The following is a 26,473-nucleotide window of genomic DNA, read 5'->3' on the forward strand; positions in this document are numbered from 1 at the left end:
CTCCCCCCTCTCCTCCCGCGCGTTGAAGACCGACACCCCTGCACGGTGCAGCGCCGCCTTCTGGATCTCGTCGACCACGGCCACCGCGAGAGCCGCGTACGACACCCACGGCTCACAGCCGTTGCCTGACAACCGCTTCCCCGCCGACGCGGTACCGTCCCGTCCGGACGCCGCCGTGTTCCAGGTGTCCGGCGGGCGTGAGCATCACCCGGCCGACGGCAGCTACCCCGCGTTTGCGCAGCCGCCGATGCCCGGACGTGTGCGCCGGCGCCCCCGCCTCCCGGACCTCCGCCGCCGCCCTCCCTTCGTCACCGTCTCCGCGGGGACACCCCCACCGCCAGGCCCGACCACCCGGCATCATGGGCCCTGTGCGACTCGAAGCGATCACCTGGGACCGGCTGGCCGAGCGACTCGCCGACCGGTTGGCCGGTGCGGCGACGGCCGATGGCGGGGCCTGGCCGCGCGTCGGCTTCGACGGGGCTCCGGCCGCCCACCCGGGAGACCTCGCCACGCGGGTCGGCGAGGCGCTGCGGGTGCGCGGGCGGCCCTCGCTCGTCGTCGGCACCGAGGGCTTCCTGCGCCCCGCCTCGCTCCGCCTGGAGCACGGGCGGCGGGACGCGGAGTCGTACTACAGCGGATGGTTCGACACGGGGGCCCTGTGGCGCGAGGTCTTCGGTCCGCTCGATCCCGGAGGCAGCGGGCGGATCCTGCCCGACCTGTGGGATCCGGCCACGGACCGGGCCACCCGCAGCCCGTACGTCCCACTCCCGCCCGGCGGGATCCTGCTGCTCCACGGCCCCCTCCTGCTGCGCCACTGGTTCCCCTTCGACCTGACCGTGCACCTCCTGCTCTCCCCGGGCGCCCTGCGCCGCCGTACCCCCGAGGCCGATCACTGGACCCTGCCCGCCTTCGAACGCTACGAGGCCGAGACCGACCCGGCCGGGACGGCGGACGTCCTGGTCCGCGCCGACGACCCGCGTCACCCCGCCTGGAGCGGCTGATCCGGACATCCCCGTGATCGTCAGATTCGTCCGGCGGAAGGTCATGTTCTTCCGGCCCTGACCGGCGTACCGCCCGCACCCGCGTGGCGGTCGGGAACGGCGCCGCAGCCCCGTCGCTCAGAGCCAGCCGTTGCGCCGGAACCCCCGGTACAGCGTCAGACACGCCGTCGCCATCACCGCCATGACCAGCGGATAGCCGAACCGCCAGTGCAGCTCCGGCATGTGGTCGAAGTTCATGCCGTACACCCCGCACACCATCGTCGGCACGGCGATCACCGCGGCCCAGGCCGTGATCTTCCGCATGTCCTCGTTCTGCGCGACGGTCACCTGCGCGAGATGTGCCTGCAGGATGGAGTTGAGCAGTTCGTCGAACGCGGCGATCTGTTCCTTGGCCCGGATCAGATGGTCGAACACATCCCGGAAGTAGGTCTGTATCTCCGGGTCGACGACCCGTATGGGCCGGGTGGCCAGTTCCTCCATCGGGCGGCTCAGTGGCACCACCGCCCGCTTCAGCTCCAGCAGTTCACGCTTCATCTGGTAGATGCGGCCCGGGTCGACCCGCGCGCCGTTCTCCGAGAACACCTCCGTCTCGACCTGGTCGATGTCGGCCTGCACCGCGTCCGTGACGCTCAGGTACTCGTCGACGACATGGTCCGCGATCGCGTGCAGCACCGCGGCCGGCCCCTTGGCGAGCTGCTGCGGATCGGTCTCCAGTTCCTCGCGCAGCGGGCCCAGCGAGCCGTGCCGGCCGTGCCGCACCGTGACCACGAAGTCCTTGCCGACGAACACCATGATCTCCCCGGTGTCCACCACCTCACTGGTGGCCGTCAGCTGCTCGTGCTCCACGTAGCAGACGGTCTTGAACACCGCGAAGAGCGTGTCCCCGTAATGCTCCAGCTTCGGCCGCTGATGCGCTTCGACCGCATCCTCCACCGCCAGCGGATGCAGGTCGAACAGCTCGGCGATCCCAGCGAACTCACGGTCCGTCGGCTCGTGCAGCCCCAGCCAGACGAAGCCCTCGCCGGCCTTGCGCACCAGCCGTACGGCATCCACCAGATCCGCACATCCGGGCACGCGCACGCCGTCCTGATACGTCACGCAGTTCACCACCGACGAGCCCAGCGGCGACCTGGCGGGATGGCTCAGGTCCACGCGCGGCCGACGCCGGGCCAGCCGCGCCACCTTGCGCAGGCCGCCGACCCTGCCCAGCCCCGTGACCTTCCGCAGATTCCCTGCCATGGACATCTGGATCTCCTCGCGTGGATCTCCGTGTGCGTCGCTTCCGTGCCTTGCCCGCAAGTCTGCCAGTCCCCGGGCGAAGCGCGGGCAAGCCTGTGGGAACAGGGAGTTCCGCTTTGTTCCCGCCTGTGGACGACGGGGCGGCCGGGCCGGACGAGCCGGGCGACCGGGGATGATCGGGGCAAGACGGGGTCGGACGGATACCTCCTGGACAACCGGCAGAACGAGGCCGCCGAGCGCTTCGACACGTTCACCGCGCTCTTCGACCCGACGACCTTCCGGCACCTCGAAGGACTCGGCATCGCGCCCGGCCGGCGCTGCTGGGAAGTCGGGGCCGGCGGGACCTCCGTGGTGTCCTGGCCCGTCGAGAAGGCGGGGCCGGACGGTCAGGTGGTCGCCACCGACATCGACACCTCCCGGCTCACCGCCGCGAACCGCCCCCCGGTGGAGGTCCGCGTGCACGACGTGGGCCGCGAGGGACCGCCGGGGGAGGACTTCGGCCTGGTCCACGCCCGGCTGGTCCTCGTCCATGTGCCCGAACGGGAAAGGGCGTTGCGCTCCATGATCAACGCCCTGCGGCCCGGCGGCCGGCTGCTGATCGAGGACGCCGCCCCGCCCTCCAGCCCCTGACCTGCCCCGACGAGTACGGCCCCGAGCAGCGGCTCGACAACCGGCTGCGCCGAGGCTTCCGCCACCTGCTCGCCGACCGCGGAGCCGACCTGTCCTACGGCCGTAAACTCCCGCGGCTGCTCCGGGAGGTCGGCCTGCACGACGTACAGGCCGACGCGTACTCCCCCGTGGCCTCGCCCGCCTGCACCGCTCTGGAGGCCGCGACGGTCCGTCAGGTACGGAACCGGCTCGTCGCCGCCGGCCTGGCCACCGACGCGGAGATCGACCGGCACCTGGCCAACGTGGAGGCCGGCACCATGGACCTGGCCACCGCACCGATGATCTCTGCGTGGGGTCGCCAGGAGTAGCCGGCGGGGCTCGGACCCCGCAGGCCTGCCGGATCGTTTCAGCGCCCGACGCCCGACGCCCGACGCCCGACGCCCGACGCCGACCGGAACCGCGCGAGCCACCGACGACATCCGGCGGGAGTCGGCTCGGGGATGTCCGCCGCCTAATCCCCGCTCCCCGGATGCGGTGGTCTGCCGCCCACCCGTCGTACCGCCTCCGCGCCCGCCCCGCAGCCCCGGGCTGCCGCCTCCTCCGGCGTCGCGCCTGCCAGCAGGGCGGCGAGGAACGCGCCGGTGAAGGCGTCACCCGCACCCGTGGTGTCCCGGGGCACCGCCGGCACGGCCGGGACCCGGGACAGCACCGTCCCGGCACGGGCCACCAGCGCCCCGTCAGCCCCCGCCTTGGCAACCACCAGCGGCACCAGTCGGCTCAGCTTGGCCGCCGCGTCCGCCGGATCCGGCAGCCCGGTCAGCAGACACGCCTCGTCCCGGCTGGGCAGCAGCAGGTCCAGCCCCTCCGCGAACGCCAGGAAACGCTCCACTCCCAGCTCCGCCAGGAAGCCGGCCGACGCCGGGTCCAGGCTCACCGGCACACCACGCGCGCGTGCCGCCGCGAGCGCCGTCTCGGCGAGCGCCCGGCTCGGCTCCGTGAACAGCAGATAGCCCGACAGATGCAGCCGGGCCACCCCGTCGAGCAGCGCGTCCGACCAGTCGGCCGGAGCCAGCCGCAGGGACGCCCCGCTGTCCGTCAGAAACGTCCGCTCGGCCGCCGCACCCGTGTCGACGAGGCAGATCACGGTCCCCGTCGCCGCTTCCGCGTCCACCACGAGCCGGGGCCGCACGCCGGCCGCGACCAGCTCCCGCTCGTGCCACGCGGCGGCCTCCGCGCCCACCCGGCCCAGCAGCCGTACGTCCGGGCAGCCGGCGTGCGCGGCCCAGCAGGCCACGTTGGCGCCCGCGCCGCCCGGCAGCGTGCGGATCACGGCGGCCGTATCCGTACCGGCCGCCAGCGGCCCGCGGTGCCGGGCGACCACATCGATGACCACGTCCCCGACGACCAGCAGCGCTCCGTTCCGGCCCGCGGTCACCCCCTGGTCCACGCCGTGGCGATCCGCGCCGCCAGCCGTACATTGCCGCGCACCGCCGCCAGGTTGGCGCTCAGCGAGGCACCGTCGGTGTGCCGGACCAGATAGTCCAGCAGGAACGGTGTCACCGCCTGCCCGGTGACACCCCGCTCCGCGCACGCGTGCAGCGCGTCGGCGAGCACGCGCGCGTGCAACTCGGGATCGAGCTGGTCCGCCTCCGGGACGGGACGGGCGACGATCAGCGCCGATTCCGGCGCGTCCAGTGCGTCCTGGGCCCGCATGACGGCGGCGACCTGCTCCGGGGTGTCCAGCGTCCAGTCGACCGGATGCCCCGAGTCCGACAGGTAGAAGCCGGGGAACCGGTCCGTGCCGTACCCGGCGACGGCCACCCCGAGCGTCTCCAGCCGCTGCAACGTCGCCGGCACGTCCAGGATCGACTTCACGCCCGCGCACACCACCGTGATCCGGGTGCGCGCCAGCAGGCCGAGGTCGGCCGACTCGTCCTGGGTCACCGTCCACTCCCGGTGCACGCCGCCCAGCCCGCCGGTGGCGAACACCCGGACCCCCGCCAGCGCGGCCAGCTGCGCCGTCGCCGACACGGTGGTCGCCCCGCTCGCCCCTGCCGCCACCGCCAGCGGCAGGTCACGATGGCCGAGCTTGCGGATGCCGTCCTCGTTCGCGACCCGCTCCAGCTGCTGCTTGTCCAGGCCGACCGTGGGCCGCCCGTCGAGCACGGCGACGGTCGCCGGCACGGCACCCTCCTGCCGTACCGCCTCCTCCAGCTCCAGCGCCACCTGCAGATTGCGCGGGCGGGGGAGGCCGTGCGCGATGATCGTGGACTCCAGGGCCACCACCGGCCGCCGCGCGTCGAGCGCCTCACGGACTTCTTCCGACACCACCAGCACCACGTGCCCGCCTCCTGTCCGTCGGTCCTTCCTCATCCCTGGCGGGCGCCGCCCCCGGCTAAACGCTTGTGGCCCGTGCGGGAGGCCACCAGCCTGGGTCACATGACGAACAACACCACGCGTCTCGACCACGTCGTCCTATGGGTGGCCGACCCGGTCGCCGCAGCCGCCTTCTACCAGACGGCCGTCGGCCTGGAGCCGCTCAGGGTCGCCGCGTTCCTGGAAGGCAAGGTGTCCTTCCCGTCCGTGCGCGTCAACGAGGAGACCATCCTCGATCTCGCCCCGAAGACCTTCGTCGAACGGATGCGGATGCTGCCCGGCGCCGCCGACAGCGCGGGCCACCCGGTCAACCACGTCTGCCTGTCCCTGCCGGCCGACGCCTTCGACGCCCTGCGCGCCCGCCTGGCGGACCACGGTGTCCCCGTCTCGGACATCGACCACGGCCTGTCCGGCGCCCGCGGCGACGCCACGCGCAGCTTCTACTTCCGCGACCCCGACGGCAACATCTTCGAGGCCCGGCACTACGACGACTGATCGCGTCCCGGGCCGGTCAGAACAGCGGCTCCGGCAGCACACCCTCCAGGGCGAGCAGCTTCCGTTTGGTCTCCAGCCCGCCCCCGAAACCGCCGATGCCGCCGTCGCTCTCCACCACCCGATGGCACGGCACGACCACCGGCAGCGGATTCGCCCCCATCGCCGCACCGACCGCCTGCGCCCCACCGGGCTGCCCGGCCCGTGCCGCCAGATCGCCGTACCCCACCACGCTGCCGTACGGCACACCGGAGGCCAGCTCGCGCAGGACCTGCCGGTTGAACCCGGAGATCAGCGACCAGTCCAACGGCAGGTCGAAGTCGTGCCGCTCGCCCGCGAAGTACGCCCGCAGCTGGCGTATCGCCTCCGCCAGCAACGGCGAGTCCGGATCCTCCACGGCCTGGCCGCCCAGCCGGGCGGCCAGCCGCTCCAGCGCCCGGTCGCGCACCGCGTCCGAGGCGTGGAAGACCACGTTGACCAGGCCGTCACGGGTCGCGGCCAGCATCAGCGGGCCGATGTCCGTGCCCACGACGGCCCACACGACCCGCTGCTCATCCTGCCCATGGCTGTCCATGCGCCCACGGTACGACCCGCCACTGACAACGCCGCCCGGCTCAGTCCGAGTCCAGCGCCGCCCGGACCACGTCGGGCTTGTTGGTGATGATCCCGTCGACCCCGTAACCGGCGACCCTGCGTGCGGTGTCCGCGTCGTCCACCGTCCAGGCGAACACCCTGAGCGGCCTGCCGTGCGGCCCCTCGAAGGCGTGCACGGCCGTGACGTATCCCTGGGACAGCGACCCGTGCGAGGGGTTGACCAGATCGGTGAAGCGCGCGAACTGGGGCAGCTGCGGCGTGGTGGGCGTACCGAGGTAGCCAGTGATCACCGCGGGCTTCAGCTCGTGCACGGTCCGCACGCTGTCGGCACTGAAGCTCTGCACGATCAGCCGCCCCAGGTGGTGGCGGTCCAGCCAGCCCTCGTTGCCGAGGACCTTCAGCGTCTGCTGCTCGATGCCCGGGTACAGCTCGGGGTTCTTGATCTCCAGGAGCAGCTTCTGGTGGTGGTGCTCGACCCGGCGCATGTACTGCCGCAACGTCGGCACGCGCGCGCCCGCGTACGCGGGGGAGAACCAGCTGCCCGCGTCCAGCCGGGCGATCTCGGCGGCGGTGAAGTCCCGCACCTTCCACGGTGCCCGGTCGGGGAAGACCTCCTCGACGTTCGTGGTGCGCTGCAGACTGTCGTCGTGCAGGACGACCAGCTCGCCGTCCTTGGTGCGCTGGACGTCGTTCTCCACCCAGGAGAAGCCCAGCCGGGCGGCCTTGTCGACGGCGTCCAGCGTGTTCTCGGGCGCGTAGGCGGAGGCACCCCGGTGGGCGATCACCGCGGGGACGCGGACCTCGCCCGCGCGGGCGTCCGAGACAGGGCTCAGCAGTGCCGCGGCTGTGCCCAGGGCCGCGGTGACGGTGGCGGCGACTACGCGTGCGTACATGCGCACTCCTCGCGTCGAGCGGATACCGGCAGCACCAGAGTGACAGCACAGGGTCAACGGCACCCGGGCGCACGATGGCCACAGATTGAATGGTGGTGTCCAAGTCCGCTCACCGGTGCCGCACAACTGAGGCAAGGGCGTGTTTCTTTGCCGGAAAATCGTTCGACCATTCCGGTGGGGGTCATACTCTCTGCGACAACCCTGACCGCCCGCGCGGTCCTGGGACGGGGGCATATTCAGGTATTCCGGGACGCAAGAAGGCGGAAGGGCAGCCGCGGATGCAAGGCACGGTCGACGGATTCAGCTACGGGGCCGTCACCCCGTTGGTGGCCTATCTGATGGCGTGCCTGGGCGGCGCCCTCGGCCTGCGCTGCACCACCCGGTCCTTGCTGGTCACACACTCCCGGCGGCCCGCCTGGCTGGCCCTCGGCTCGGCGGCGATCGGCTCCGGGATATGGACCATGCACTTCGTCGCCATGATGGGTTTCACCATCGAGGAGGCGCCGATCCACTACGACAAGCCGATCACGTACGCGAGCCTCGGACTTGCCATCGTCATGGTCGGCATCGGGATCTTCATCGTCGGCTACCGGGGCGCCACCGGCACCCCCCTCTTCACCGGCGGCACGATCACGGGTCTGGGCGTCGCCTCCATGCACTACCTCGGCATGGCGGGCGTCCGCTTCCACGGGCGGTTCACCTACAACACGCTCACCGTCGCCGCCTCCGTCGTCATAGCGGTTGTGGCCGCCACCGCCGCGCTGTGGGCCGCCGGGCAGGTGCGGGGCTTTCTGTGGAGTGTGGGCGCGAGCCTCATCATGGGGCTCGCGGTCAGCGGCATGCACTACACAGGGATGGCCGCCCTCAGTGTCCACCTCGACGGTGCCTCGCACGCCGCCGGCGGCGCCCCCGCGGCGTCCGTGCTCGCGCCGATGCTGATCGGCCCGCTCGCCTTCCTGCTCCTCGCGGGCGTCGTCGTGATCTTCGACCCGCTGATGATCATGGGCCGGCCCGACCGGGCATCCGTCGAGCACAAACCGGGCGTCCCGGCTGCCGCGGTCACCGCGCACGCGGACCGCCGCCCCGCTCCGCACGAGGGACGCCGGCCGGCCTCCCGGGCCGGGCACCACGGCTCCCGGACCCCGCAGAACCGCTGATCGGGACCCATTGTCAGTGGGGGGTCGTACGGTGGATGTCATGCGGCCCGTTTCCCACATCGAACGCACGGTGGCGCCCTTCGAGGTCGTCAGCCCCTACCAGCCCAGCGGCGACCAGCCGGCGGCCATCGCCGAGCTGGCCAAGCGCATCGAGGCCGGTGAGAAGGACGTCGTCCTCCTGGGCGCGACCGGCACCGGCAAGTCCGCCACCACCGCGTGGATGATCGAGAAGCTCCAGCGCCCCACGCTCGTGATGGCGCCGAACAAGACGCTGGCCGCCCAGCTGGCGAACGAGTTCCGCGAGCTGCTGCCGAACAACGCCGTCGAGTACTTCGTCTCGTACTACGACTACTACCAGCCCGAGGCCTACGTCCCGCAGTCGGACACCTACATCGAGAAGGACTCCTCGATCAACGAGGAGGTCGAGCGCCTGCGCCACTCGGCCACCAACTCGCTGCTCACCCGCCGCGACGTCGTCGTGGTCGCCTCGGTGTCCTGCATCTACGGCCTCGGTACGCCGCAGGAGTACGTGGACCGCATGGTCCCCCTCAGGGTCGGCGACGAGATCGACCGGGACGAGCTGCTGCGCCGCTTCGTCGACATCCAGTACACGCGCAACGACATGGCCTTCACCCGCGGCACCTTCCGGGTCCGCGGCGACACCATCGAGATCTTCCCGGTCTACGAGGAGCTGGCCGTCCGCATCGAGATGTTCGGCGACGAGATCGAGGCGCTCTCCACGCTCCACCCGATCACCGGCGAGATCATCAGCGACGACCAGCAGCTCTACGTCTTCCCGGCCTCCCACTACGTCGCCGGCCCCGAGCGCATGGAGCGGGCCATCAACGACATCGAGAAGGAGCTGGGGGAGCGCCTGTCCGAGCTGGAGAAGCAGGGCAAGCTCCTGGAGGCCCAGCGCCTGCGGATGCGCACCACGTACGACATCGAGATGCTCCGCCAGATCGGCACCTGCTCCGGCGTGGAGAACTACTCGATGCACTTCGACGGCCGCCTGCCCGGTTCCCCGCCCAACACGCTGCTGGACTACTTCCCGGACGACTTCCTGCTCGTCATCGACGAGTCGCACGTGACCGTCCCGCAGATCGGCGCGATGTACGAGGGCGACGCCTCCCGCAAGCGCACCCTCGTGGACCACGGTTTCCGCCTGCCCTCCGCCCTGGACAACCGTCCCCTGAAGTGGGAGGAGTTCCAGGAGCGCATCGGGCAGACCGTCTACCTGTCGGCCACCCCGGGCACCTACGAGATGTCCCGCTCGGACGGCGTCGTCGAGCAGATCATCCGCCCGACCGGCCTGGTCGACCCGGAGGTCGTGGTCAAGCCCACCGAGGGCCAGATCGACGACCTGGTGCACGAGATCCGCAAGCGCACCGAGAAGGACGAGCGGGTCCTCGTCACCACGCTGACCAAGAAGATGGCCGAGGACCTCACCGACTACTTCCTGGAACTCGGCATCCAGGTGCGCTACCTGCACAGCGACGTCGACACCCTGCGCCGCATCGAGCTGCTGCGCGAGCTGCGCTCCGGTGAGTACGACGTCCTGGTCGGCATCAACCTGCTCCGAGAGGGCCTCGACCTGCCCGAGGTGTCCCTGGTGGCGATCCTCGACGCCGACAAGGAGGGCTTCCTCCGCTCGGGCACCTCGCTGATCCAGACCATCGGCCGTGCGGCGCGCAACGTCTCCGGCCAGGTCCACATGTACGCCGACAAGATCACCCCGGCGATGGAGAGGGCCATCGAGGAGACCAACCGCCGCCGGGAGAAGCAGATCGCCTACAACAAGGCGAACGGCATCGACCCCCAGCCGCTGCGCAAGAAGATCAACGACATCGTCGCGCAGATCGCCCGCGAGGAGATCGACACCGAACAGCTCCTCGGCTCCGGTTACCGCAAGACGAAGGACGGCAAGGCTGCCAAGGCCCCCGTCCCGTCGCTCGGCGACAAGGCGGCCAAGGGCGCGAAGGCCGGCAAGGCAGCCAAGGGCAAGGCGGTGCCCACGGACCGTCCGGCGGCCGAGCTGGCCGAGCAGATCGAGGAGATGACCGAGCGCATGCGCGCCGCCGCCGCGGAGCTGCAGTTCGAGATCGCGGCCCGGCTGCGCGACGAGGTCGCCGAGATGAAGAAGGAGCTGCGCCAGATGCGGGAGGCCGGCCTCGCCTGAATCCGCGCACGGGGTGCCGGACCTCGGCATAAGCGCCAAGTGTTGCAACACCGACACAAAGCGCGAGCCGGGGGTCGGCACTGTCAGCGGCCCTGCGTAGGGTTCTGAACAACCGCGCAGCAAGAGCTCGGTGTGGCACCAGGGGACCGTCGAGAGGGGATTCAGCCGTGTCCGTCAACTTGTCCAAGGGTCAGGCCATCAGCCTGGAGAAGAAGGACGGGGGCACCCTTTCCGCGGTCCGCATGGGGCTCGGCTGGCAGGCGGCGAAGCGGCGCGGGCTGTTCGGTTCCCGCACCCGGGAGATCGACCTGGACGCCTCGGCGGTTCTCTTCGCCGGCGCCGAACCCAAGGACGTCGTCTTCTTCCGCCACTTGGTGAGCGACGACGGTTCCGTGCGGCACACCGGCGACAACCTCGTCGGCGGTGTCGGCCAGGGCGACGACGAGGCGATCCTGGTGGACCTGCAGCGCGTCCCGGTCCACATCGACCAGATCGTCTTCACCGTGAACTCCTTCACCGGCCAGACCTTCCAGGAGGTGCAGAACGCCTTCTGCCGGCTCGTGGACGAGACCAACGGCCAGGAACTGGCCCGCTACACCCTGGCCGGTGGCGGCGAGTACACCGCCCAGATCATGGCCAAGGTGCACCGGGCGGGCAGCGGCTGGACGATGACCGCCATCGGAGCCCCGGCCAACGGACGCACGTTCCAGGACCTGATGCCGGCGATCGTGCCGCACCTGTAGGACGGGGCCGCCCGCCCTCACCCGGCGCGGCACGCACGACAGAACGACGCAGGGGGCGACGGCGATGGCGGCCGAGCTGGTGCGGGGGCAGAACCACCCACTGTTCACCGCGTCCGCCTCCCGTGCCGCCTCCGCGGTCGGTCCGGCACAGCCGTCGCAACCGTACGGCCCGCAGGGGCCGAGCGACGGGGGCGGTGACGTGGAGGACCCATTCCCCGGTCTTCCGATGGTCCGGTCGACAGCAGCTCCTGATCGTCAACGACTTCCCGCACGGATTCGACGACCGGTCGGTGACCCGGCTCCGTTGTCTCGCCGACGAGGGTCCGGCCGTCGGCGTACACCTCCTGCTGGTCGCCGACCCCGAGGACGCCTCTGCCCACGGCCCCCTGCTCGATCCGCTGTGGCGTTCGCTGCTGCGACTCACTCCGCTGCCCGACGACCACCTCGCCGATCCGTGGATCGGTCATGCCTGGACGTACGAACCCTCGCTCGCCCCGACCGGCAGCCAGATCCTGCGGGAGGTGCTCGCCGAGGTGGCCCGGGCTCGTACCAAGCAGCGGTAAAGCCATTCTGACCAGCCAATTTGGTAGTTCCTTTACTTTGCACTTTACCTTCCCTTGGTGATTGGGGTACTGTTCTTCGTGCGGAGGGGAGTACTCCCTGACTGCGACGCACCCGTCAGTACGGACCGTTCGGATCCCGGGGCGTCGGCCCATCACGGGTGGAAGAGACCTCCGGCAGCGACAACGCTGATGTGTTTGCCGTTACGTAATGCCGGAGGTGCAGTGGAAGTCTCTGTGGGCCTGTGGGTCCTCACCATCGTCGGTCTCGCCGCCCTGATCGCGGTCGACTTCTTCATCGGCCGCAAGCCGCATGAGGTGTCCATCAAGGAAGCGGGCATCTGGACGGTCGTCTGGATCGTCCTGGCCGGCCTCTTCGGTCTCGGTCTTCTCGTCTTCGGCGGCGGACAGCCGGCCGGCGAGTTCTTCGCGGGGTTCATCACCGAGAAGTCGCTGAGCGTCGACAACCTCTTCGTCTTCGTCCTGATCATGGCGAAGTTCGCGGTGCCCACCCAGTACCAGCAGCGTGTTCTGCTCGTCGGCGTCCTTATAGCCCTGGTCCTGCGGGCCGTCTTTATCGCCGCCGGGGCCGCGATCATCGCCAGCTTCTCCTGGGTGTTCTACCTCTTCGGTGCCTTCCTGATCTGGACCGCCTGGAAACTCGTCCAGGAGGCCCGTGCCGAGGAGGAGGACGAGGAGTACGAGGAGAACAAGCTGCTGAAGGCCGCGGAGCGCAAGTTCGGCGTGGCCGACCGGTACCACGGCACCAAGCTGTGGATCCAGGAGAACGGCAAGCGGGTCATGACCCCGATGCTGGTCGTGATGCTCGCCATCGGCACCACGGACGTGCTGTTCGCCCTGGACTCCATCCCCGCGATCTTCGGACTGACCCAGGACCCGTACATCGTCTTCACCGCCAACGCCTTCGCCCTGATGGGCCTGCGCCAGCTGTACTTCCTCATCGGCGGACTGCTCAAGAAGCTGGTCCACCTGTCGTACGGGCTGTCGATCATCCTCGGCTTCATCGGTGTGAAGCTGGTGCTGCACGCCCTGCACGAGTCCGGTGTCCACGTGCCCGAGATCAGCATCCCGGTCTCGCTCGGCGTGATCTGCGCGGTCCTCGCCGTCACCACGGTCACCAGCCTGCTGGCCACCAGGAAGCAGGCGGCCGACGAGGCGGCGCCGACCGGTGACGAGGGCGCTCCGAAGGACCGCGTCGACGCCTGACGGCGACGCCGCGGAAGCCCGCCAGCCCACCTGACCCCGCGGCGGGGTCTCGTCCCGACGCGGGGTCCGGTCCCACCGGCACCGGGCCCCGCACCGGAAAGGATGAGAGGTATCCGAAAAGAACGGAATGCGAATCCCGTAGGCCTCTGCGACCATCGCCGCATGATCACTCGGCTCCGGTCGCTCACCCGTTCCTGGACGATCCTCGTGCCGGTGCTCGCGGTCGTCCTGCTGGTCCTCACCTGGGGCCGGGACCTGCCCGGCGCGGTCGTCGCCCTGGTGACCGTCGTCCTCGCCGCGTCCGTCCTGGCAGCGGTGCACCACGCCGAGGTGGTCGCCCACCGGGTCGGCGAGCCCTTCGGATCCCTGGTGCTCGCCATCGCCGTCACGATCATCGAGGTGGCCCTGATCGTCACACTCATGGCCGACGGCGGTGACAAGAGTTCCACCCTCGCCCGGGACACCGTCTTCGCCGCCGTGATGATCACCTGCAACGGCGTCGTCGGACTCTCCCTGCTGGTCGCCTCCCTGCGGCACGGCACGGCGGTCTTCAACCCCGAGGGCACCGGCGCCGCACTGGCCACCGTGGCCACCCTCGCCACGCTCAGCCTGGTGCTCCCGACCTTCACCACCAGCAAGCCCGGACCCGAGTTCTCCACCGTCCAGCTGACCTTCGCCGCGCTGTCCTCACTGATCCTGTACGCGCTGTTCGTGGCCACCCAGACCGTGCGCCACCGCGACTACTTCCTGCCCATCACCCGGCAGGGCGAGGTCATCACCGCCGACGACCACGCCCGACCCCCCTCCGCGCGCACCGCCTGGACCAGCCTCGGCCTGCTCGCGCTGGCCCTGATCGGCGTCGTCGGCCTGGCCAAGGGCGTGTCACCCACGATCGAGTCGGGCGTGGCCGCGGCGGGCCTGCCCCACGCCGTCGTCGGTGTGATCATCGCCCTGCTCGTCCTGCTGCCCGAGACGATCGCCGCGCTGCGCTCCGCCCGCCGTGACCGCGTGCAGACCAGCCTCAACCTGGCGCTCGGCTCCGCGATGGCCAGCATCGGCCTGACCATCCCGGCCGTGGCGCTCGCCACCGTCTGGCTGCCCGGACCGCTCCTCCTCGGCCTGGGCCCCACCCACATGCTGCTGCTCGCACTGACCGTGGTGGTCAGTTCCCTGACCGTGGTGCCCGGCCGGGCCACCCCTCTCCAGGGCGGCGTCCACCTGGTGCTCTTCGCGGCCTACCTGGAACTGGCGATCAACCCGTAGCCGGCGGCCGGCCCCGGCGCGTCCGGTCAGCCCCGGACCGGCTCCACCGCCGGCACGGGCACCGGCCGCGTCTCCGGCAGCAGCGCGAAACACACCAGGCTGACCAGCGCGATGCCCGTCAGATAGACGCCCACCCCCCACGGGACCCGCCCGCCGTGCTCCGCGAGCGCCGTGGCCACGATCGGGGTGAGGGCGCCGCCGAGGACCCCGCCGAGGTTGTAGCCCACGGCGGCGCCCGTGCAGCGCACCCGGGGCTCGTACAGTTCGGGCAGGTAGGCGGCGATCACCGCGAACATGATGACGAAGGCGAGCAGGGCGCCCAGGATGGCGAGGAACATGAGCAGCGGCTCGCCGGTCGCCAGCAGCGCCACCATCGGGAGCATCCACAGGACGCAGGCCGCGCACCCCGTCAGACACATCGGCCGGCGCCCGTACCGGTCGCCGAACAGCGCCGCCAGGGGCATGAGCGCGCCCTTCACGACCACCGCGCCCATGACGCACAGCAGCATGACCGTACGGCTCACCCCGAGCCGTTCCGTCGCATACGCCAGCGACCAGGTCGTCACGGCGTAGAACACCGCGTAGCCCACCGCCAGCGCCCCCGCCGTCAGCAGCACCAGCCGCCCGTGGTGCCGTACGACCTCGACGAGCGGCACGCGCGCGTGGTCGTCGATCTCCAGGAAGCGGGGGCTCTCCACGAGGGACGAGCGCAGCCACAGACCGGCCAGGGCCAGCACACCGGCCGCCCAGAACGGTACGCGCCAGCCCCAGCTCGCGAACTCCGCCTCGGACAGCGCCGCGGACAGCGCGAGCATCACCCCGTTCGCCAGGAGGAAGCCGAGTGCCGGCCCCACCTGAGGAAAGCTCGCCCACAGGGCCCGCCGCCCGGCCGGAGCGTGCTCGACGGTCAGCAGCACCGCCCCGCCCCACTCCCCGCCGAGTCCCAGCCCCTGCAGGAAACGCAGCACGAGCAGCAGCACGGGCGCCGCCACGCCGATGCTGTCGTAGGACGGCACACAGCCCACCGCGACCGTCGAGGCGCCGGTGAGCAGCAGCGAGACGACGAGCACCGGCCGCCGCCCGCGCCGGTCCCCGAAGTGCCCGAACAGCACCGAGCCCAGCGGCCGGGCCACGAACCCGACGCCGAACGTCCCGAACGCCGCCAGCGTCCCCGCGACCGGCGAGAAGGTCGGGAAGAACAGCGGCCCGAGAACCAGGGCCGCCGCGGTTCCGTAGACGAAGAAGTCGTAGAACTCGATCGCAGTCCCGGCGAGGGAGGCGGCGGCGAGCCGCGGCATGGAGGGGGTTTTTACGGCGCGTACACGGTGCATGTCGCGTCAACTACCCATAGTGATCAAGGGTTACGGGGGCGTGCGGAGGTGATCACATGACCGGAGCGCACGCCCGGGCGATCGGTGCGCACGGCCCGGTGCCCGCCCTGGCCGGCGTGATAGACCGGGGCGAGCAGCGGTCGTAGACGCACCGCCCCGAACGGACCGGAGGAACCGTGCCCCGCACCCTGGCCAACGCCCCGATCATGATTCTCAACGGGCCCAACCTGAACCTGCTGGGCCAGCGTCAGCCCGAGATCTACGGCAAGGACACGCTGGCCGACGTCGAGGCGCTGTGCGCCGAGGCGGCAGCCGCGCACGGCGGCACGGTGGACTTCCGGCAGTCCAACCACGAGGGCGAACTGGTCGACTGGATCCACGAGGCGCGGCTGAACCACTGCGGCATCGTCATCAACCCCGGCGCCTACTCGCACACGTCGGTCGCCATCCTGGACGCGCTCAACACCTGCGACGGCATGCCCGTGCTGGAGGTGCACATCTCCAACATCCACCAGCGCGAATCGTTCCGGCACCACTCCTACGTCTCCCTGCGCGCCGACGGAGTGATCGCCGGATGCGGCGTGCAGGGCTACGTGTTCGGCGTGGAGCGGGTCGCGGCGCTGGCCGGGGCGGCGCAGACCCGGGCGTGACCGGCGCGCGGGACTACAGCCGGCCCGCCTCCACGATCCGCCGCAGGAAGCGCCGGGTGCGCTCCTGCCGCGGGTCGCCGAAGACCTGCTCGGCCGTGCCGCGCTCCAGCACCACCCCGCCGTCCAGGAAGCACACCTGGTCGGCGACGTCGCGCGCGAAGCCCATCTCGTGCGTCGCCAGCACCATGGTCATGCCCTCGTCCTTCAGGCCGCGGACCACCTCCAGCACCTCGCCCACGAGTTCGGGGTCGAGCGCGGCCGTGATCTCGTCCAGCAGCAACAGCCGGGGCCGCACCGCGAGAGCCCGTACGATCGCCACGCGCTGCTGCTGACCGCCGCTGAGCCGGTCCGGGTACGCATCCGCCTTGCCGCCCAGCCCGAGGCGCTCCAGCAGCTCCCTGGCGCGCTCCTCGGCCTCCGCGCGGGAGACGCCGTGCACCCGGCGCGGCGCGAGCGTGATGTTGTCGAGCACGGTCATGTGCGGGAACAGGTTGTACGCCTGGAAGACCACGCCGATCCGGCGCCGTACCGCGTCCTGGTCCACGCGAGGGTCGGTGATCTCCTCGCCGTCCAGCCAGATGGCGCCGTCGTCGATCTCCTCCAGGAGATTGGCGCAGCGCAGCAGCGTCGACTTGCCCGACCCGGAGGCGCCGATCAGCGCGGTCACCGTGTGCGGGGCCACCTCCAGATCGACGTCGCGCAGGACGACCGAACCGCCGAAGGTCTTGCGGACCGATTCCATCCGCAGGACGGGCGCGTCGCTCACGGGCGTGCTCTCAGACCTGCTCACAGGGCTCCTCCCCGGATGCTCACAGGGTTCCTCCCTGGGCCCGCCGCCGGTCCGTCCGGGCCGTGACCCAGTCGGTGAACCGGGTCATCGGGATGGTCAGCGCCACGAAGACCAGCCCCGCGACGATGTACGGCGTGTAGTTCAGACTGCGGCCCACGATGATGTCGGCCGCCCGCACGGCGTCCACCGCACCCCCGATGGACACCAGACCCGTGTCCTTCTGCAGCGACACCAGGTCGTTGAGCAGCGGCGGTACCTGACGGCGCACCGCCTGCGGCAGGACGACGTACCGCAGCGCCTGCCGGTTGGTCAGGCCCAGCGAGCGGGCCGCCGCGCGCTGTGAGGGGTGGACGGACTCGATGCCGGCCCGGAAGACCTCCGCCACGTACGCCGAGTACGTCAGTGTCAGCGCCGTACCGCCGAGCAGCACCGGATCGACCGTCACCCCCTGAAGCCGCAGCGCGGGCACGCCCAGGACCACGATCATCAGGTTGATGATCAGCGGCAGACCGCGGAAGAAGTCGGTGTACGCCGCCGCCAGCACCCGGAGCGGGAAGAACACCGGGCCGCGCAGCGTGCGCGCCACGGCGATGAGCATGCCGAGGACCAGGACGGCGGCACCGCAGACCAGCAGCAGGCGGACGTTCAGCCACAGCCCTTCGAGGACCTTCGGGAGCGCCTCGCGCGCGTAGTGCGCGCTGAAGAAGGTCTCCTTGGTGCGCGGCCAGCCCGGCGCGTTGACGACGACCAGGTAGAGCACGGCGGCCGTGACGAGGGTCGACAGGGCGGCGACCGCCGTGGCGCGGCGGGCACGCGTGCGTGTGTAGCGTTCGCGCGCCAGCCGCCGCTCGGAGGGCGTGTAGCCGTCCCCGGAGACGCCGGCGCCCCCGGTCATGTCACCCTTGTCGTCCGCCCCCTCCCGGGCCGACTCACCCTTGGTGACCGTCACTTGAGCACCGGGGCGTCGACGGCGTCCGAGAGCCACTGCTTCTCGAGGCCGGCCAGCGTGCCGTCCTTGCGCAGGGCGTCGACGGCGGCGGTCACGCACGGGGTCAGCGCACTGCCCTTGTCCAGTACCAGCCCGAACTGCTCCGGTGTGCCGCCCTGGTTCTCGAACTGGCCGACGATCTTCGCGTTCGTCACCTCGGCCGCGGTGATGTAGAACGCGGTCGGCAGGTCGGTGACGACGGCGTCCACCTGACCGTTCTTCAGCGCCGACTTCGCCTGGTCGTTCTTGGCGTAGACGGCGGCCTCCTGCTCCGGTTGCACGACGTCGTCGATGTAGTCGAGGCTCGTGGTGCCGACCTGGGCGCCCAGCTTCAGCTTCTTCAGATCCGCGATGCTCGTCGCCTCGGCGGCCTTCCCGCCCTTCAGCGCGACGACGGCCTGGCGCACGTCGTAGTAGCCGGAGGAGAAGTCCACGGCCTTCCTGCGCTCGGCGCTGATCGACACCTGGTTGATGTCGAAGTCGAAGCTCTTCACCCCCGGTGCGAACGCCTTGTTGAACGGCACGCTCTGCCAGACGACGGCGCTCTCGTCGTACCCCAGCCGCTTCGCCACGGCGTAGGCGACCGCCGACTCGAAGCCCTTGCCGTTGGCGGGCTTGTCGTCCTTGAACCAGGGCTCGTAGGCCGGTTCGTCCGTCGCGATCGTCAGCTTCCCGGACGTCTTGGTGGCGAGCTTGCCCTTGGCGCAGCTCTTCGCGGCCGGCCCGGACGGGGCCGCCGACGCCTTCTCCTCGGGCTGCGGGGCACAGCCGACAGCGGTGGCGAGCAGGGCTACGGTGGCGGCGGCGAGGGCGCGGCGGACGGCGCGAGGGGCAGGGTGCATGGCGGGAGAGTGGCAGCGAACTCGGCGTCTGTCCAGGTCACAGCGGTAGTTGTCCGCATTCTGGGAACGGGTGTTGCGGCCGTGTGAACACGGACGTGCGCAGTACACGCGCGCGTGTCGTTGCCTGGGCCGCCGGCCGAGGGCGGGGTTGGAGACCGGCGGCCCTACCGCTCAGGAGCCGTCATCCTGCGCGGGGCTGTTACCAGTTGACTGCGGGCGACCGCTCTCCGGGAGTGCGCACGGGGGCTCGGTACGTGCGAAAGGTTCACACGGGGCGCGCGCAGGGGTGGTGCACGCCGGGCGCGTGTGCGACCGAACGCGCCCGGCGCCTACCTGACTTGCCCGCGCGGAGCGGCGCGTACGGCAGGCACGCCGGAGCGCGGGTGCTTCCTCGGGCCGGGGCGCCGGCCGGGCAGCGGCAGAGCCGGAGCGGCGCGCGTCCTCACGGCGACGCACCGGCACGCGTCCGTGGACGCCGGGAGTGCCCGTGGAGCCGCCCCGAGCCGACAGGTCCCCGGCTCACCACCCGCGCGCGTGCCACTCCGGCAGGTGCGGCCGTTCCGCGCCCAGCGTGGTGTCGTTGCCGTGCCCCGGATAGACCCACGTCTCGTCCGGCAGCACGTCGAAGAGCTTCGTCTCCACGTCGTGGATCAGGCTGGCGAACGCCTTCGGGTCCTTGCGGGTGTTGCCGACACCGCCCGGGAAGAGGCAGTCGCCGGTGAAGACGTGCGGGTGGCCGTGGGGATCGTCGTAGACCAGCGCGATCGAACCGGGCGTGTGGCCGACCATATGGCGCGCGGTGAGTTCCACCCGGCCCACCCTGATGACGTCGCCGTCGTCGACGAGGACGTCGGTGGGCACCGGGATGCCGGGGGCGTCCTCGCGGCCGGCGTACGTACGCGCGCCCGTGGCCGCGACGACCTCGGCGAGCGCCTGCCAGTGATCGCCGTGCCGATGCGTGGTGACGACGGACGCGATGCCGTCGTCACCGATCATGCCGAGGAGCGTCTCCGCCTGGTCGGCGGCGTCGATCAGGAGCTGCTCGTCGGTGGCCCGGCAGCGCAGCAGATAGGCGTTGTTGTCCATCGGGCCGACCGCGATCTTCGTGATCATCAGGTCTTTCAGCTCGTGCACATCCGCCGGTCCGCCGACCTTGACCTCTCCGGAGTACGTCATGACCGCCAGCCTATAGCGGTGAGGGCCCCGGCGGACGGCTGCCCGCACGGGCCCGCGGACGGCCGTCGTCCTACAGCGGAGGCAGCTTCGGCAGCACCCCGCCCCGCACCTCCAGCGCCGACCCGTCGCGGCGCCCGGCGAGCCAGCCCACCAGGTCCGCCGGCCGGCCGGTGACCGTGATCTCCGGCTCGTCCGCCGCGCGGCCGGTGGTCCACGCGTGCGTGCCGTCCGTGAGGCGTGTCGCCGGGACGTCGGGGTGGCCGGAGAACCGGTCCGCGAGGAAGTCGGTCTCCCGCTCCAGGAACTCGGCCGGAAGATCTTCCAGCTCGTACCCGATGCCGAGATCGACGTGGTGCAGCTCCACCTCCACCCACCGCCGGAACGGCACCCGGGACGCGGAGTCGGTGACGCCGTTGCGCAGCTCCACCGTGCGCGTCCAGTCCGCGGGCGCGTCCCCGGCCGCCTGGAAGCGGGCCGCACTCTCGCGGACGTCGGCGACCTGGACCTCCAGAGGCCGCGGCGCGTCCCGCTCGATGTCGGCGTCCCGTACCTCGGCGCTCGCGTACATGGGGCGGCCCTGGAGGACGTTCACGAGGGCGTCCGCGTTCCGGGCCAGGTGGGCGAGGACGTGGCCGCGGCTCCAGCCCGGGAGTCGTGACGGCTCGGCGAGAGTCGCGTTGTCCAGTGCGGCGACCGCGGTGAGCAGCCGATCGGTCGCTTCCCGTACACGGGCCAGGTCATGAGCGTGATCAATCATGGTGCTGACCCTAGTCCCGCCACTCCTTCGGGTGAAGGTGTCGGACCTCGCCCGCAAATCGAAAGCACGTGCTATATCGTCGGTGGCGGCGTCGGGCATGCTGGAGGGCCGGGGGTTGTTATGCAACCGGGCAATCCGACCGGCGTTGTCAGTGGCTCCCCCTAGTCTGAAGAAGCACGGGGGCCCCGCCCCTGTCACTTCTCTCAAGAAAGGTGCGGACCGGCGTGGCCGACCGTCTCATCGTCCGTGGCGCGCGCGAGCACAACCTGAAGAATGTCTCGCTCGACCTGCCTCGTGACTCGCTCATCGTCTTCACGGGCCTGTCCGGGTCGGGCAAGTCCTCCCTGGCCTTCGACACGATCTTCGCCGAGGGCCAGCGTCGCTACGTGGAGTCGCTCTCCTCGTACGCACGGCAGTTCCTCGGCCAGATGGACAAGCCCGACGTCGACTTCATCGAAGGCCTCTCCCCGGCGGTCTCCATCGACCAGAAGTCGACCTCGCGCAACCCGCGCTCGACGGTCGGCACGATCACCGAGGTCTACGACTACCTGCGCCTGCTCTTCGCGCGCATCGGCAAGCCGCACTGCCCCGAGTGCGGCCGTCCGATCTCGCGCCAGTCGCCGCAGGCCATCGTGGACAAGGTGCTGGAGCTGCCGGAGGGCAGCCGCTTCCAGGTGCTGTCCCCCCTGGTCCGCGAGCGCAAGGGCGAGTTCGTCGACCTCTTCGCCGACCTGCAGACCAAGGGCTACTCCCGCGCGCGCGTGGACGGCCAGACCATCCAGCTGTCCGATCCGCCGACGCTGAAGAAGCAGGAGAAGCACACCATCGAGGTGGTCGTGGACCGCCTCACGGTGAAGGACTCCGCCAAGCGCCGCCTCACCGACTCCGTGGAGACCGCCCTCGGCCTGTCCGGCGGCATGGTCGTGCTCGACTTCGTGGACCTCCCCGAGGATGATCCCGAGCGCGAGCGCATGTACTCGGAGCACCTGTACTGCCCGTACGACGACCTGTCCTTCGAGGAGCTGGAGCCCCGCTCCTTCTCCTTCAACTCGCCCTTCGGCGCCTGCCCCGAGTGCACCGGCATCGGCACGCGCATGGAGGTCGACCCGGAGCTGATCGTCCCGGACGAGGACAAGTCCCTGGACGAGGGTGCCATCCACCCCTGGTCGCACGGACACACCAAGGACTACTTCGGCCGCCTGATCGGTGCCCTCGCGGACGCCCTCGGTTTCCGCACGGACATCCCCTTCGCGGGTCTGCCGCAGCGGGCGAAGAAGGCCCTGCTCTACGGCCACAAGACCCAGATCGAGGTGCGCTACCGCAACCGGTACGGCCGGGAACGCGTCTACACCACCCCCTTCGAGGGCGCGGTCCCCTTCGTCAAGCGCCGGCACAGCGAGGCCGAGAGCGACGCCAGCCGCGAGCGCTTCGAGGGCTACATGCGCGAGGTGCCCTGCCCGTCCTGCGAGGGGACGCGCCTGAAGCCGATCGTCCTGGCGGTCACGATCATGGGCAAGTCGATCGCCGAGGTCTCCGCGATGTCGATCAGCGACTGCGCGGAGTTCCTGGGCGAGCTGAAGCTGAGCGCCCGTGACAAGAAGATCGCCGAGCGGGTTCTCAAGGAGGTCAACGAGCGGCTGCGCTTCCTGGTCGACGTCGGCCTGGACTACCTCTCGCTCAACCGCGCGGCCGGCACCCTCTCCGGCGGCGAGGCCCAGCGCATCCGGCTGGCCACCCAGATCGGCTCCGGCCTCGTCGGCGTCCTGTACGTCCTGGACGAGCCGTCCATCGGTCTGCACCAGCGGGACAACCACCGCCTGATCGAGACCCTGGTGCGGCTGCGTGACATGGGCAACACGCTCATCGTCGTGGAGCACGACGAGGACACCATCAAGGTCGCCGACTGGATCGTGGACATCGGCCCCGGCGCCGGCGAGCACGGCGGCAAGGTCGTGCACAGCGGCTCCGTGAAGGAGCTGCTCGCCAACACCGAGTCGCAGACCGGCGCCTACCTCTCGGGCCGCAAGTCGATTCCGCTCCCGGACGTACGGCGCCCCATCGACCCGTCCCGCCAGCTCACCGTGCACGGCGCCCGGGAGAACAACCTGCAGGACATCGACGTGTCCTTCCCGCTGGGTGTGTTCACGGCCGTCACCGGCGTCTCCGGCTCCGGCAAGTCGACCCTGGTCAACGACATCCTGTACACGCACCTGGCTCGCGAGCTGAACGGCGCCCGCACCGTCCCCGGACGGCACACGCGCGTGGACGGCGACGACCTGGTCGACAAGGTCGTGCACGTCGACCAGTCGCCGATCGGCCGCACCCCGCGGTCCAACCCGGCGACGTACACCGGTGTCTTCGACCACATCCGCAAGCTGTTCGCCGAGACCACCGAGGCGAAGGTCCGCGGCTACCAGCCCGGCCGCTTCTCCTTCAACGTCAAGGGCGGTCGCTGCGAGAACTGCGCGGGCGACGGCACGATCAAGATCGAGATGAACTTCCTCCCGGACGTCTACGTCCCGTGCGAGGTCTGCCACGGCGCCCGGTACAACCGGGAGACCCTGGAGGTCCACTACAAGGGCAAGTCCATCGCCGAGGTCCTGAACATGCCGATCGAGGAGGCCATGCACTTCTTCGAGGCGGTCCCGGCGATCTCCCGTCACCTGAAGACGCTGAACGACGTCGGTCTCGGCTACGTCCGCCTCGGCCAGTCCGCCACCACGCTCTCCGGTGGTGAGGCGCAGCGCGTCAAGCTCGCCAGCGAACTGCAGAAGCGGTCCACCGGACGCACGGTCTACGTCCTGGACGAGCCGACCACCGGTCTGCACTTCGAAGACATCAGCAAGCTGCTGACGGTCCTCGGCGGACTGGTCGACAAGGGCAACACGGTCATCGTCATCGAGCACAACCTCGACGTGATCAAGACCGCCGACTGGATCGTGGACATGGGGCCGGAGGGCGGCGCGGGCGGTGGCCTGGTGGTCGCCGAGGGCACGCCGGAGGAGGTCGCCGGGGTCCCGGCGAGCCACACCGGCAAGTTCCTGCGCGAGATCCTCGGCGCCGACCGCATCAGCGACGCCGAACCGGTCAAGGCGCAGCGGGGCGGCACGGCCCGGAAGAAGACGGCCGCGGCCAGGTCGACGGCGAAGAAGACGGTGACGGCCAAGGCCAACAGCACCGCGACCAAGAAGGCCGCCACGGCCGCGAAGAAGGCGACGCCCGCGAAGAAGACCACGCGGGCCCGCAAGGCCTGACAGCCCATCAAAAATTCGGCGCCCCGCGGGAACTTCCCGCGGGGCGCCGCTCGTTCTCCCATCAGCCAGCCCGGCCCGGCGGTCCGACCGGCCCCTCCACACCGCAGGCCCGGCCGCACCTTGTCAACAGCACAGGGAGATCAGCCGCTCACAGCGCGGTCGGCTCACCCAGCTCCGCCGCGTACGGCGGCTCGGCCCCCGCCCGCGAACAGGTGATCGCCGCCGCCCGTGCCGCGAAGCGCAGCAGCCGCGTCCAGCCCTCCGCCCCGAGGGCGGCCAGCGCTTCCGCGGACAGCGCGTCCTGGACGGCCAGCCCGTGCAGCAGGGCCGCGTTCACCGTGTCACCGGCGCCGATGGTGTCCACGACATCGACCTTCTCGCCCGGCACGGAATACTCCCCGCCGTCCCGGGTGAACACGGTCAGACCGTCACCGCCCCGGGTGACCACCACCGCCGCCGGTCCCGCGGCCAGCCACGCGCGCGGGCTGCCGCCGAGCCACGCCGCGTCCTCCGCGGACAGCTTCAGCAGCGTCACCGAGGGCAGCCAGCTCTTGAAACGCGCCCGGTAGGCGTCCGCGTCCGGGATCAGTCCCGCACGGATATTGGGGTCGAGCGCGGTGAACAGCCCCTGCCCGGCCGCCGCGCGCATCAGCTCCTCGTAGGCGCTCGCCCCCGGTTCCAGGACGAGCGAGCAGGTACCGAAGGACACCGCGCGCGTACCGGCGGGGAGCGCGGCGGGAGCGGTGAACAGACGGTCGGCGGTGCCGTCGACATAGAAGGAGTAGGCGGCCGATCCCGTGGCGTCGATCGTGGCCACCGCGAGCGTCGTCGGCTCCGGCCCTCGCTGCACCCCGGACACGTCGACCCCGGCCCGCCGCAGCCCGTCGAGCAGGGCTTCGCCGAAGGCGTCGGCGGACGTCCGGGAGCAGAAGGCGGTGCGGGAGCCGAGCCGGCCGAGGGCCACGGCGGTGTTGTACGGGCCGCCGCCGAGCGCCGGCTTCAGGTCCGCGAGGGCACCGGGGCCCTGCGGTACCAGGTCGATCAGTGCCTCACCGGCGACGACGATCACGTGGCGGTTCCCTTCTCGGACAGCGTGGATGATGCGGTGTACCCGGCCGCTCCGGCGGGGCCCGGCTCCTCCGGGCAGCCGCAGGACGTGCGGTGGACGAACGTGCACGGCAGCCGGAGCGTCCGGGCCGGCCGCTCCGGCTCGGCCAGCCGGTCCAGGAGCACCCGGACGGCTCGGCCTCCCAGCTCCCGGCTGGGCTGGGCGATGGCGGTCAGCCGGGGCGAGAACAGGTCGGCCCAGGCGAAGTCGTCGAAGCAGCACAGGGCGATGTCCTCCGGCACCGACCGGCCGTGCCGGCGCAGCGCGCGCAGGGCGCCGATGGTCATCGCGTTGTTGGCGGTGACGAGCGCCGTCGGCGGATCGGGCAGGCCGAGCAGGGCGGCCGTGGCCCGCTCGGCGCCGGCGGACTCGGAATTGCCGGACACGACGAGACGGTCGTCGTACGCCAGACCGGCGGCGGCGAGGCCCTCCCGGTAGCCGGCGACGCGCTCACCGGTGGTGCTCAGCCCGGGCAGCCCGGCGACCAGGGCGATCCGGCGGTGCCCCAGCCCGGCGAGGTGGGTGACGAGGAGGGCCGTCGGCGCGGCGCTCTCGGCGCAGACCTGGTCGAAGCAGAGCGCGTTCGCCAGCGGCGCGGCACCCGCACCGTCGCCCGGCGGCACGTCCTGCGTCGCGTGCGCGCCGACCAGCCGGTCCAGGAACACCGTCGGCACCGCGTGGCGGCGCAGGTAATCGACGAGGTCGGTCGGGTCGGCGGACGGGGCGACGATCATGCCGTCCACCCGGCGCTCATGCAGGAGCTGCACGACCTTGCGCTCATGCCGGGGGTCGTCGTGCGGATCGGCGAGGAGCAGGCTGTAGCCCGCCTCCAGGGCGGCGGCCTCGACGCCTTGCAGGATCTCGGTGAAATACGGGTTGCTGATGGCCGACACCGCGAGGCCGATGGAGCGGGTGCGCGAGGTGACCAGGGAGCGGGCCAGGGTGTTGGGGGTGTAGCCCAGCGCGTCGACGGCGTCGAGCACGGCCTGGCGGGTGTGGGGGAGCACCGGACGCGTGCCGTTCAGGACGTGGGAGACGGTGGCCACGGAGACTCCGGCACTCCGGGCGACATCCGCCATGGTGGCCATCTCGCTCCCTTCCCTGAGCCGACAAAGAGTCGACAAGCCAGCAAGTCGACAAGCGGAGACCCTGCGGACCGCCGGCCCGATCAGTCCTTCCGGTTCTCCGGCCGGGACGCTATCCCATGGCCCCGCCCCGCGTAAACGCTTACGTAAGCGTTTACG

Annotated in this window: 22 protein-coding genes and 2 pseudogenes; 11 read left to right on the top strand and 13 right to left on the bottom strand. The window is 71.0% G+C overall.

Going from position 1 to position 26,473, the window contains the following annotated elements; all coding sequences use genetic code 11:
* The first annotated feature begins 359 nt into the window (after positions 1-359).
* Complete coding sequence (locus CCN44_RS01315) at positions 360-1,001, top strand: nucleoside/nucleotide kinase family protein (protein ID WP_189397258.1); 642 nt, start codon at positions 360-362, stop codon at positions 999-1,001.
* Positions 1,002-1,118: 117 nt separating this feature from the next.
* On the opposite strand, the gene corA is transcribed toward CCN44_RS01315, so the two are convergent.
* Entirely contained in the window at positions 1,119-2,246 is a 1,128-nt protein-coding gene (gene corA / locus CCN44_RS01320; RefSeq protein ID WP_059248725.1) for a magnesium/cobalt transporter CorA, read from the bottom strand.
* A 201-nt stretch (positions 2,247-2,447) separates the two neighbouring features.
* Between corA and CCN44_RS01325 the strand changes: the two are divergent.
* Positions 2,448-3,217, top strand: a pseudogene (locus CCN44_RS01325) (methyltransferase domain-containing protein).
* A 143-nt stretch (positions 3,218-3,360) separates the two neighbouring features.
* Here the strand turns inward: CCN44_RS01325 and CCN44_RS01330 are convergent.
* Positions 3,361-4,296: a carbohydrate kinase family protein gene (locus tag CCN44_RS01330; protein WP_086696640.1), complete on the bottom strand. Its 936-nt coding sequence runs from the start codon at positions 4,294-4,296 to the stop codon at positions 3,361-3,363.
* Positions 4,281-5,189 (bottom strand): pseudouridine-5'-phosphate glycosidase, encoded by a 909-nt coding sequence (locus tag CCN44_RS01335; RefSeq protein WP_086696641.1) that lies wholly within the window; start codon positions 5,187-5,189, stop codon positions 4,281-4,283. Before CCN44_RS01335 ends, CCN44_RS01330 begins: the two co-directional genes overlap by 16 nt.
* Before the next feature lie 99 nt (positions 5,190-5,288).
* Between CCN44_RS01335 and CCN44_RS01340 the strand changes: the two genes are divergently transcribed.
* A complete protein-coding gene (locus tag CCN44_RS01340; protein ID WP_086696642.1) occupies positions 5,289-5,720 on the top strand; it encodes a VOC family protein in 432 nt (143 codons plus the stop codon).
* A 16-nt stretch (positions 5,721-5,736) separates the two neighbouring features.
* Here the strand turns inward: CCN44_RS01340 and CCN44_RS01345 are convergent, their stop codons facing one another.
* Positions 5,737-6,291 (bottom strand): methylated-DNA--[protein]-cysteine S-methyltransferase, encoded by a 555-nt coding sequence (locus tag CCN44_RS01345; protein ID WP_059248721.1) that lies wholly within the window; start codon positions 6,289-6,291, stop codon positions 5,737-5,739.
* Positions 6,292-6,331: 40 nt separating this feature from the next.
* Complete coding sequence (locus tag CCN44_RS01350; RefSeq protein WP_086696643.1) at positions 6,332-7,204, bottom strand: glycerophosphodiester phosphodiesterase; 873 nt, start codon at positions 7,202-7,204, stop codon at positions 6,332-6,334.
* Between the two features lie 278 nt (positions 7,205-7,482).
* Between CCN44_RS01350 and CCN44_RS01355 the strand changes: the two genes are divergently transcribed.
* The 6 genes and pseudogenes from CCN44_RS01355 (at position 7,483) to CCN44_RS01380 (ending at position 14,333) form a co-directional block, all read left to right on the top strand.
* The gene (locus tag CCN44_RS01355; RefSeq protein WP_059248719.1) at positions 7,483-8,361 is read left to right on the top strand and encodes an MHYT domain-containing protein; all 879 of its coding nucleotides are present in this window, start codon (positions 7,483-7,485) and stop codon (positions 8,359-8,361) included.
* A gap of 40 nt (positions 8,362-8,401) precedes the next feature.
* Positions 8,402-10,540 (top strand): excinuclease ABC subunit UvrB, encoded by a 2,139-nt coding sequence (uvrB, locus tag CCN44_RS01360; RefSeq protein WP_086696644.1) that lies wholly within the window; start codon positions 8,402-8,404, stop codon positions 10,538-10,540.
* Between the two features lie 167 nt (positions 10,541-10,707).
* Positions 10,708-11,283, top strand: a complete 576-nt coding sequence (locus tag CCN44_RS01365; protein WP_059248717.1) for a TerD family protein — start codon at positions 10,708-10,710, stop codon at positions 11,281-11,283.
* 239 nt (positions 11,284-11,522) lie between these two features.
* Positions 11,523-11,846, top strand: a pseudogene (locus CCN44_RS01370) (TerD family protein); the annotation flags it as partial.
* Positions 11,847-12,068: 222 nt separating this feature from the next.
* The gene (locus tag CCN44_RS01375) at positions 12,069-13,070 is read left to right on the top strand and encodes a TerC/Alx family metal homeostasis membrane protein (RefSeq protein WP_059248715.1); all 1,002 of its coding nucleotides are present in this window, start codon (positions 12,069-12,071) and stop codon (positions 13,068-13,070) included.
* Positions 13,071-13,232: 162 nt separating this feature from the next.
* On the top strand, positions 13,233-14,333 hold the full coding sequence (locus tag CCN44_RS01380; protein ID WP_086696645.1) for a calcium:cation antiporter: 1,101 nt from the start codon (positions 13,233-13,235) through the stop codon (positions 14,331-14,333).
* Between the two features lie 26 nt (positions 14,334-14,359).
* Here the strand turns inward: CCN44_RS01380 and CCN44_RS01385 are convergent, their stop codons facing one another.
* On the bottom strand, positions 14,360-15,631 hold the full coding sequence (locus tag CCN44_RS01385) for an MFS transporter (RefSeq protein WP_086696646.1): 1,272 nt from the start codon (positions 15,629-15,631) through the stop codon (positions 14,360-14,362).
* Positions 15,632-15,840: 209 nt separating this feature from the next.
* Between CCN44_RS01385 and aroQ the strand changes: the two genes are divergently transcribed.
* A complete protein-coding gene (gene aroQ, locus CCN44_RS01390; protein WP_059248712.1) occupies positions 15,841-16,314 on the top strand; it encodes a type II 3-dehydroquinate dehydratase in 474 nt (157 codons plus the stop codon).
* A gap of 13 nt (positions 16,315-16,327) precedes the next feature.
* Here aroQ and CCN44_RS01395 read toward each other — a convergent pair whose 3' ends face one another.
* From CCN44_RS01395 to CCN44_RS01415, 5 genes are all read right to left on the bottom strand, one after another.
* Positions 16,328-17,056 carry an amino acid ABC transporter ATP-binding protein gene (locus tag CCN44_RS01395; RefSeq protein WP_059254901.1) on the bottom strand — a complete coding sequence of 243 codons (729 nt, stop codon included), beginning with the start codon at positions 17,054-17,056 and terminating at the stop codon, positions 16,328-16,330.
* Positions 17,057-17,123: 67 nt separating this feature from the next.
* Positions 17,124-18,053 (bottom strand): amino acid ABC transporter permease, encoded by a 930-nt coding sequence (locus CCN44_RS01400; RefSeq protein WP_059248711.1) that lies wholly within the window; start codon positions 18,051-18,053, stop codon positions 17,124-17,126.
* Complete coding sequence (locus CCN44_RS01405; protein ID WP_059248710.1) at positions 18,050-18,934, bottom strand: ABC transporter substrate-binding protein; 885 nt, start codon at positions 18,932-18,934, stop codon at positions 18,050-18,052. Before CCN44_RS01405 ends, CCN44_RS01400 begins: the two co-directional genes overlap by 4 nt.
* 519 nt (positions 18,935-19,453) lie before the next feature.
* Positions 19,454-20,110 (bottom strand): MBL fold metallo-hydrolase, encoded by a 657-nt coding sequence (locus CCN44_RS01410; RefSeq protein ID WP_086696647.1) that lies wholly within the window; start codon positions 20,108-20,110, stop codon positions 19,454-19,456.
* Between the two features lie 70 nt (positions 20,111-20,180).
* Entirely contained in the window at positions 20,181-20,867 is a 687-nt protein-coding gene (locus CCN44_RS01415; protein WP_086696648.1) for a maleylpyruvate isomerase family mycothiol-dependent enzyme, read from the bottom strand.
* Between the two features lie 224 nt (positions 20,868-21,091).
* On the opposite strand from CCN44_RS01415, the gene uvrA reads away from it, so the two are divergent.
* Positions 21,092-24,121, top strand: coding sequence for an excinuclease ABC subunit UvrA (uvrA, locus tag CCN44_RS01420; RefSeq protein WP_059248707.1), 3,030 nt, complete (start codon positions 21,092-21,094; stop codon positions 24,119-24,121).
* A 148-nt stretch (positions 24,122-24,269) separates the two neighbouring features.
* On the opposite strand, the gene CCN44_RS01425 is transcribed toward uvrA, so the two are convergent.
* Positions 24,270-25,190 (bottom strand): carbohydrate kinase family protein, encoded by a 921-nt coding sequence (locus CCN44_RS01425; protein WP_059248706.1) that lies wholly within the window; start codon positions 25,188-25,190, stop codon positions 24,270-24,272.
* Positions 25,187-26,353 (bottom strand): LacI family DNA-binding transcriptional regulator, encoded by a 1,167-nt coding sequence (locus CCN44_RS01430; protein ID WP_331478604.1) that lies wholly within the window; start codon positions 26,351-26,353, stop codon positions 25,187-25,189. Before CCN44_RS01430 ends, CCN44_RS01425 begins: the two co-directional genes overlap by 4 nt.
* Positions 26,354-26,473 lie beyond the last annotated feature (120 nt).

The organism is Streptomyces tricolor, from assembly GCF_002155905.1.
In the GTDB taxonomy this organism is placed as follows: domain Bacteria; phylum Actinomycetota; class Actinomycetes; order Streptomycetales; family Streptomycetaceae; genus Streptomyces; species Streptomyces tricolor.

Coding starts and splice junctions, on each gene's coding strand:
- CCN44_RS01315 (WP_189397258.1), top strand. CDS start 360: ATGGGCCCTGTGCGACTCGAAGCGATCACCTGGGACCGGCTGGCCGAG.
- corA (WP_059248725.1), bottom strand. CDS start 2,246: ATGTCCATGGCAGGGAATCTGCGGAAGGTCACGGGGCTGGGCAGGGTC.
- CCN44_RS01340 (WP_086696642.1), top strand. CDS start 5,289: ATGACGAACAACACCACGCGTCTCGACCACGTCGTCCTATGGGTGGCC.
- CCN44_RS01345 (WP_059248721.1), bottom strand. CDS start 6,291: ATGGACAGCCATGGGCAGGATGAGCAGCGGGTCGTGTGGGCCGTCGTG.
- CCN44_RS01350 (WP_086696643.1), bottom strand. CDS start 7,204: ATGTACGCACGCGTAGTCGCCGCCACCGTCACCGCGGCCCTGGGCACA.
- CCN44_RS01355 (WP_059248719.1), top strand. CDS start 7,483: ATGCAAGGCACGGTCGACGGATTCAGCTACGGGGCCGTCACCCCGTTG.
- uvrB (WP_086696644.1), top strand. CDS start 8,402: ATGCGGCCCGTTTCCCACATCGAACGCACGGTGGCGCCCTTCGAGGTC.
- CCN44_RS01380 (WP_086696645.1), top strand. CDS start 13,233: ATGATCACTCGGCTCCGGTCGCTCACCCGTTCCTGGACGATCCTCGTG.
- CCN44_RS01385 (WP_086696646.1), bottom strand. CDS start 15,631: ATGCCGCGGCTCGCCGCCGCCTCCCTCGCCGGGACTGCGATCGAGTTC.
- CCN44_RS01395 (WP_059254901.1), bottom strand. CDS start 17,056: ATGGAATCGGTCCGCAAGACCTTCGGCGGTTCGGTCGTCCTGCGCGAC.
- CCN44_RS01405 (WP_059248710.1), bottom strand. CDS start 18,934: ATGCACCCTGCCCCTCGCGCCGTCCGCCGCGCCCTCGCCGCCGCCACC.
- CCN44_RS01410 (WP_086696647.1), bottom strand. CDS start 20,110: ATGACGTACTCCGGAGAGGTCAAGGTCGGCGGACCGGCGGATGTGCAC.
- CCN44_RS01415 (WP_086696648.1), bottom strand. CDS start 20,867: ATGATTGATCACGCTCATGACCTGGCCCGTGTACGGGAAGCGACCGAT.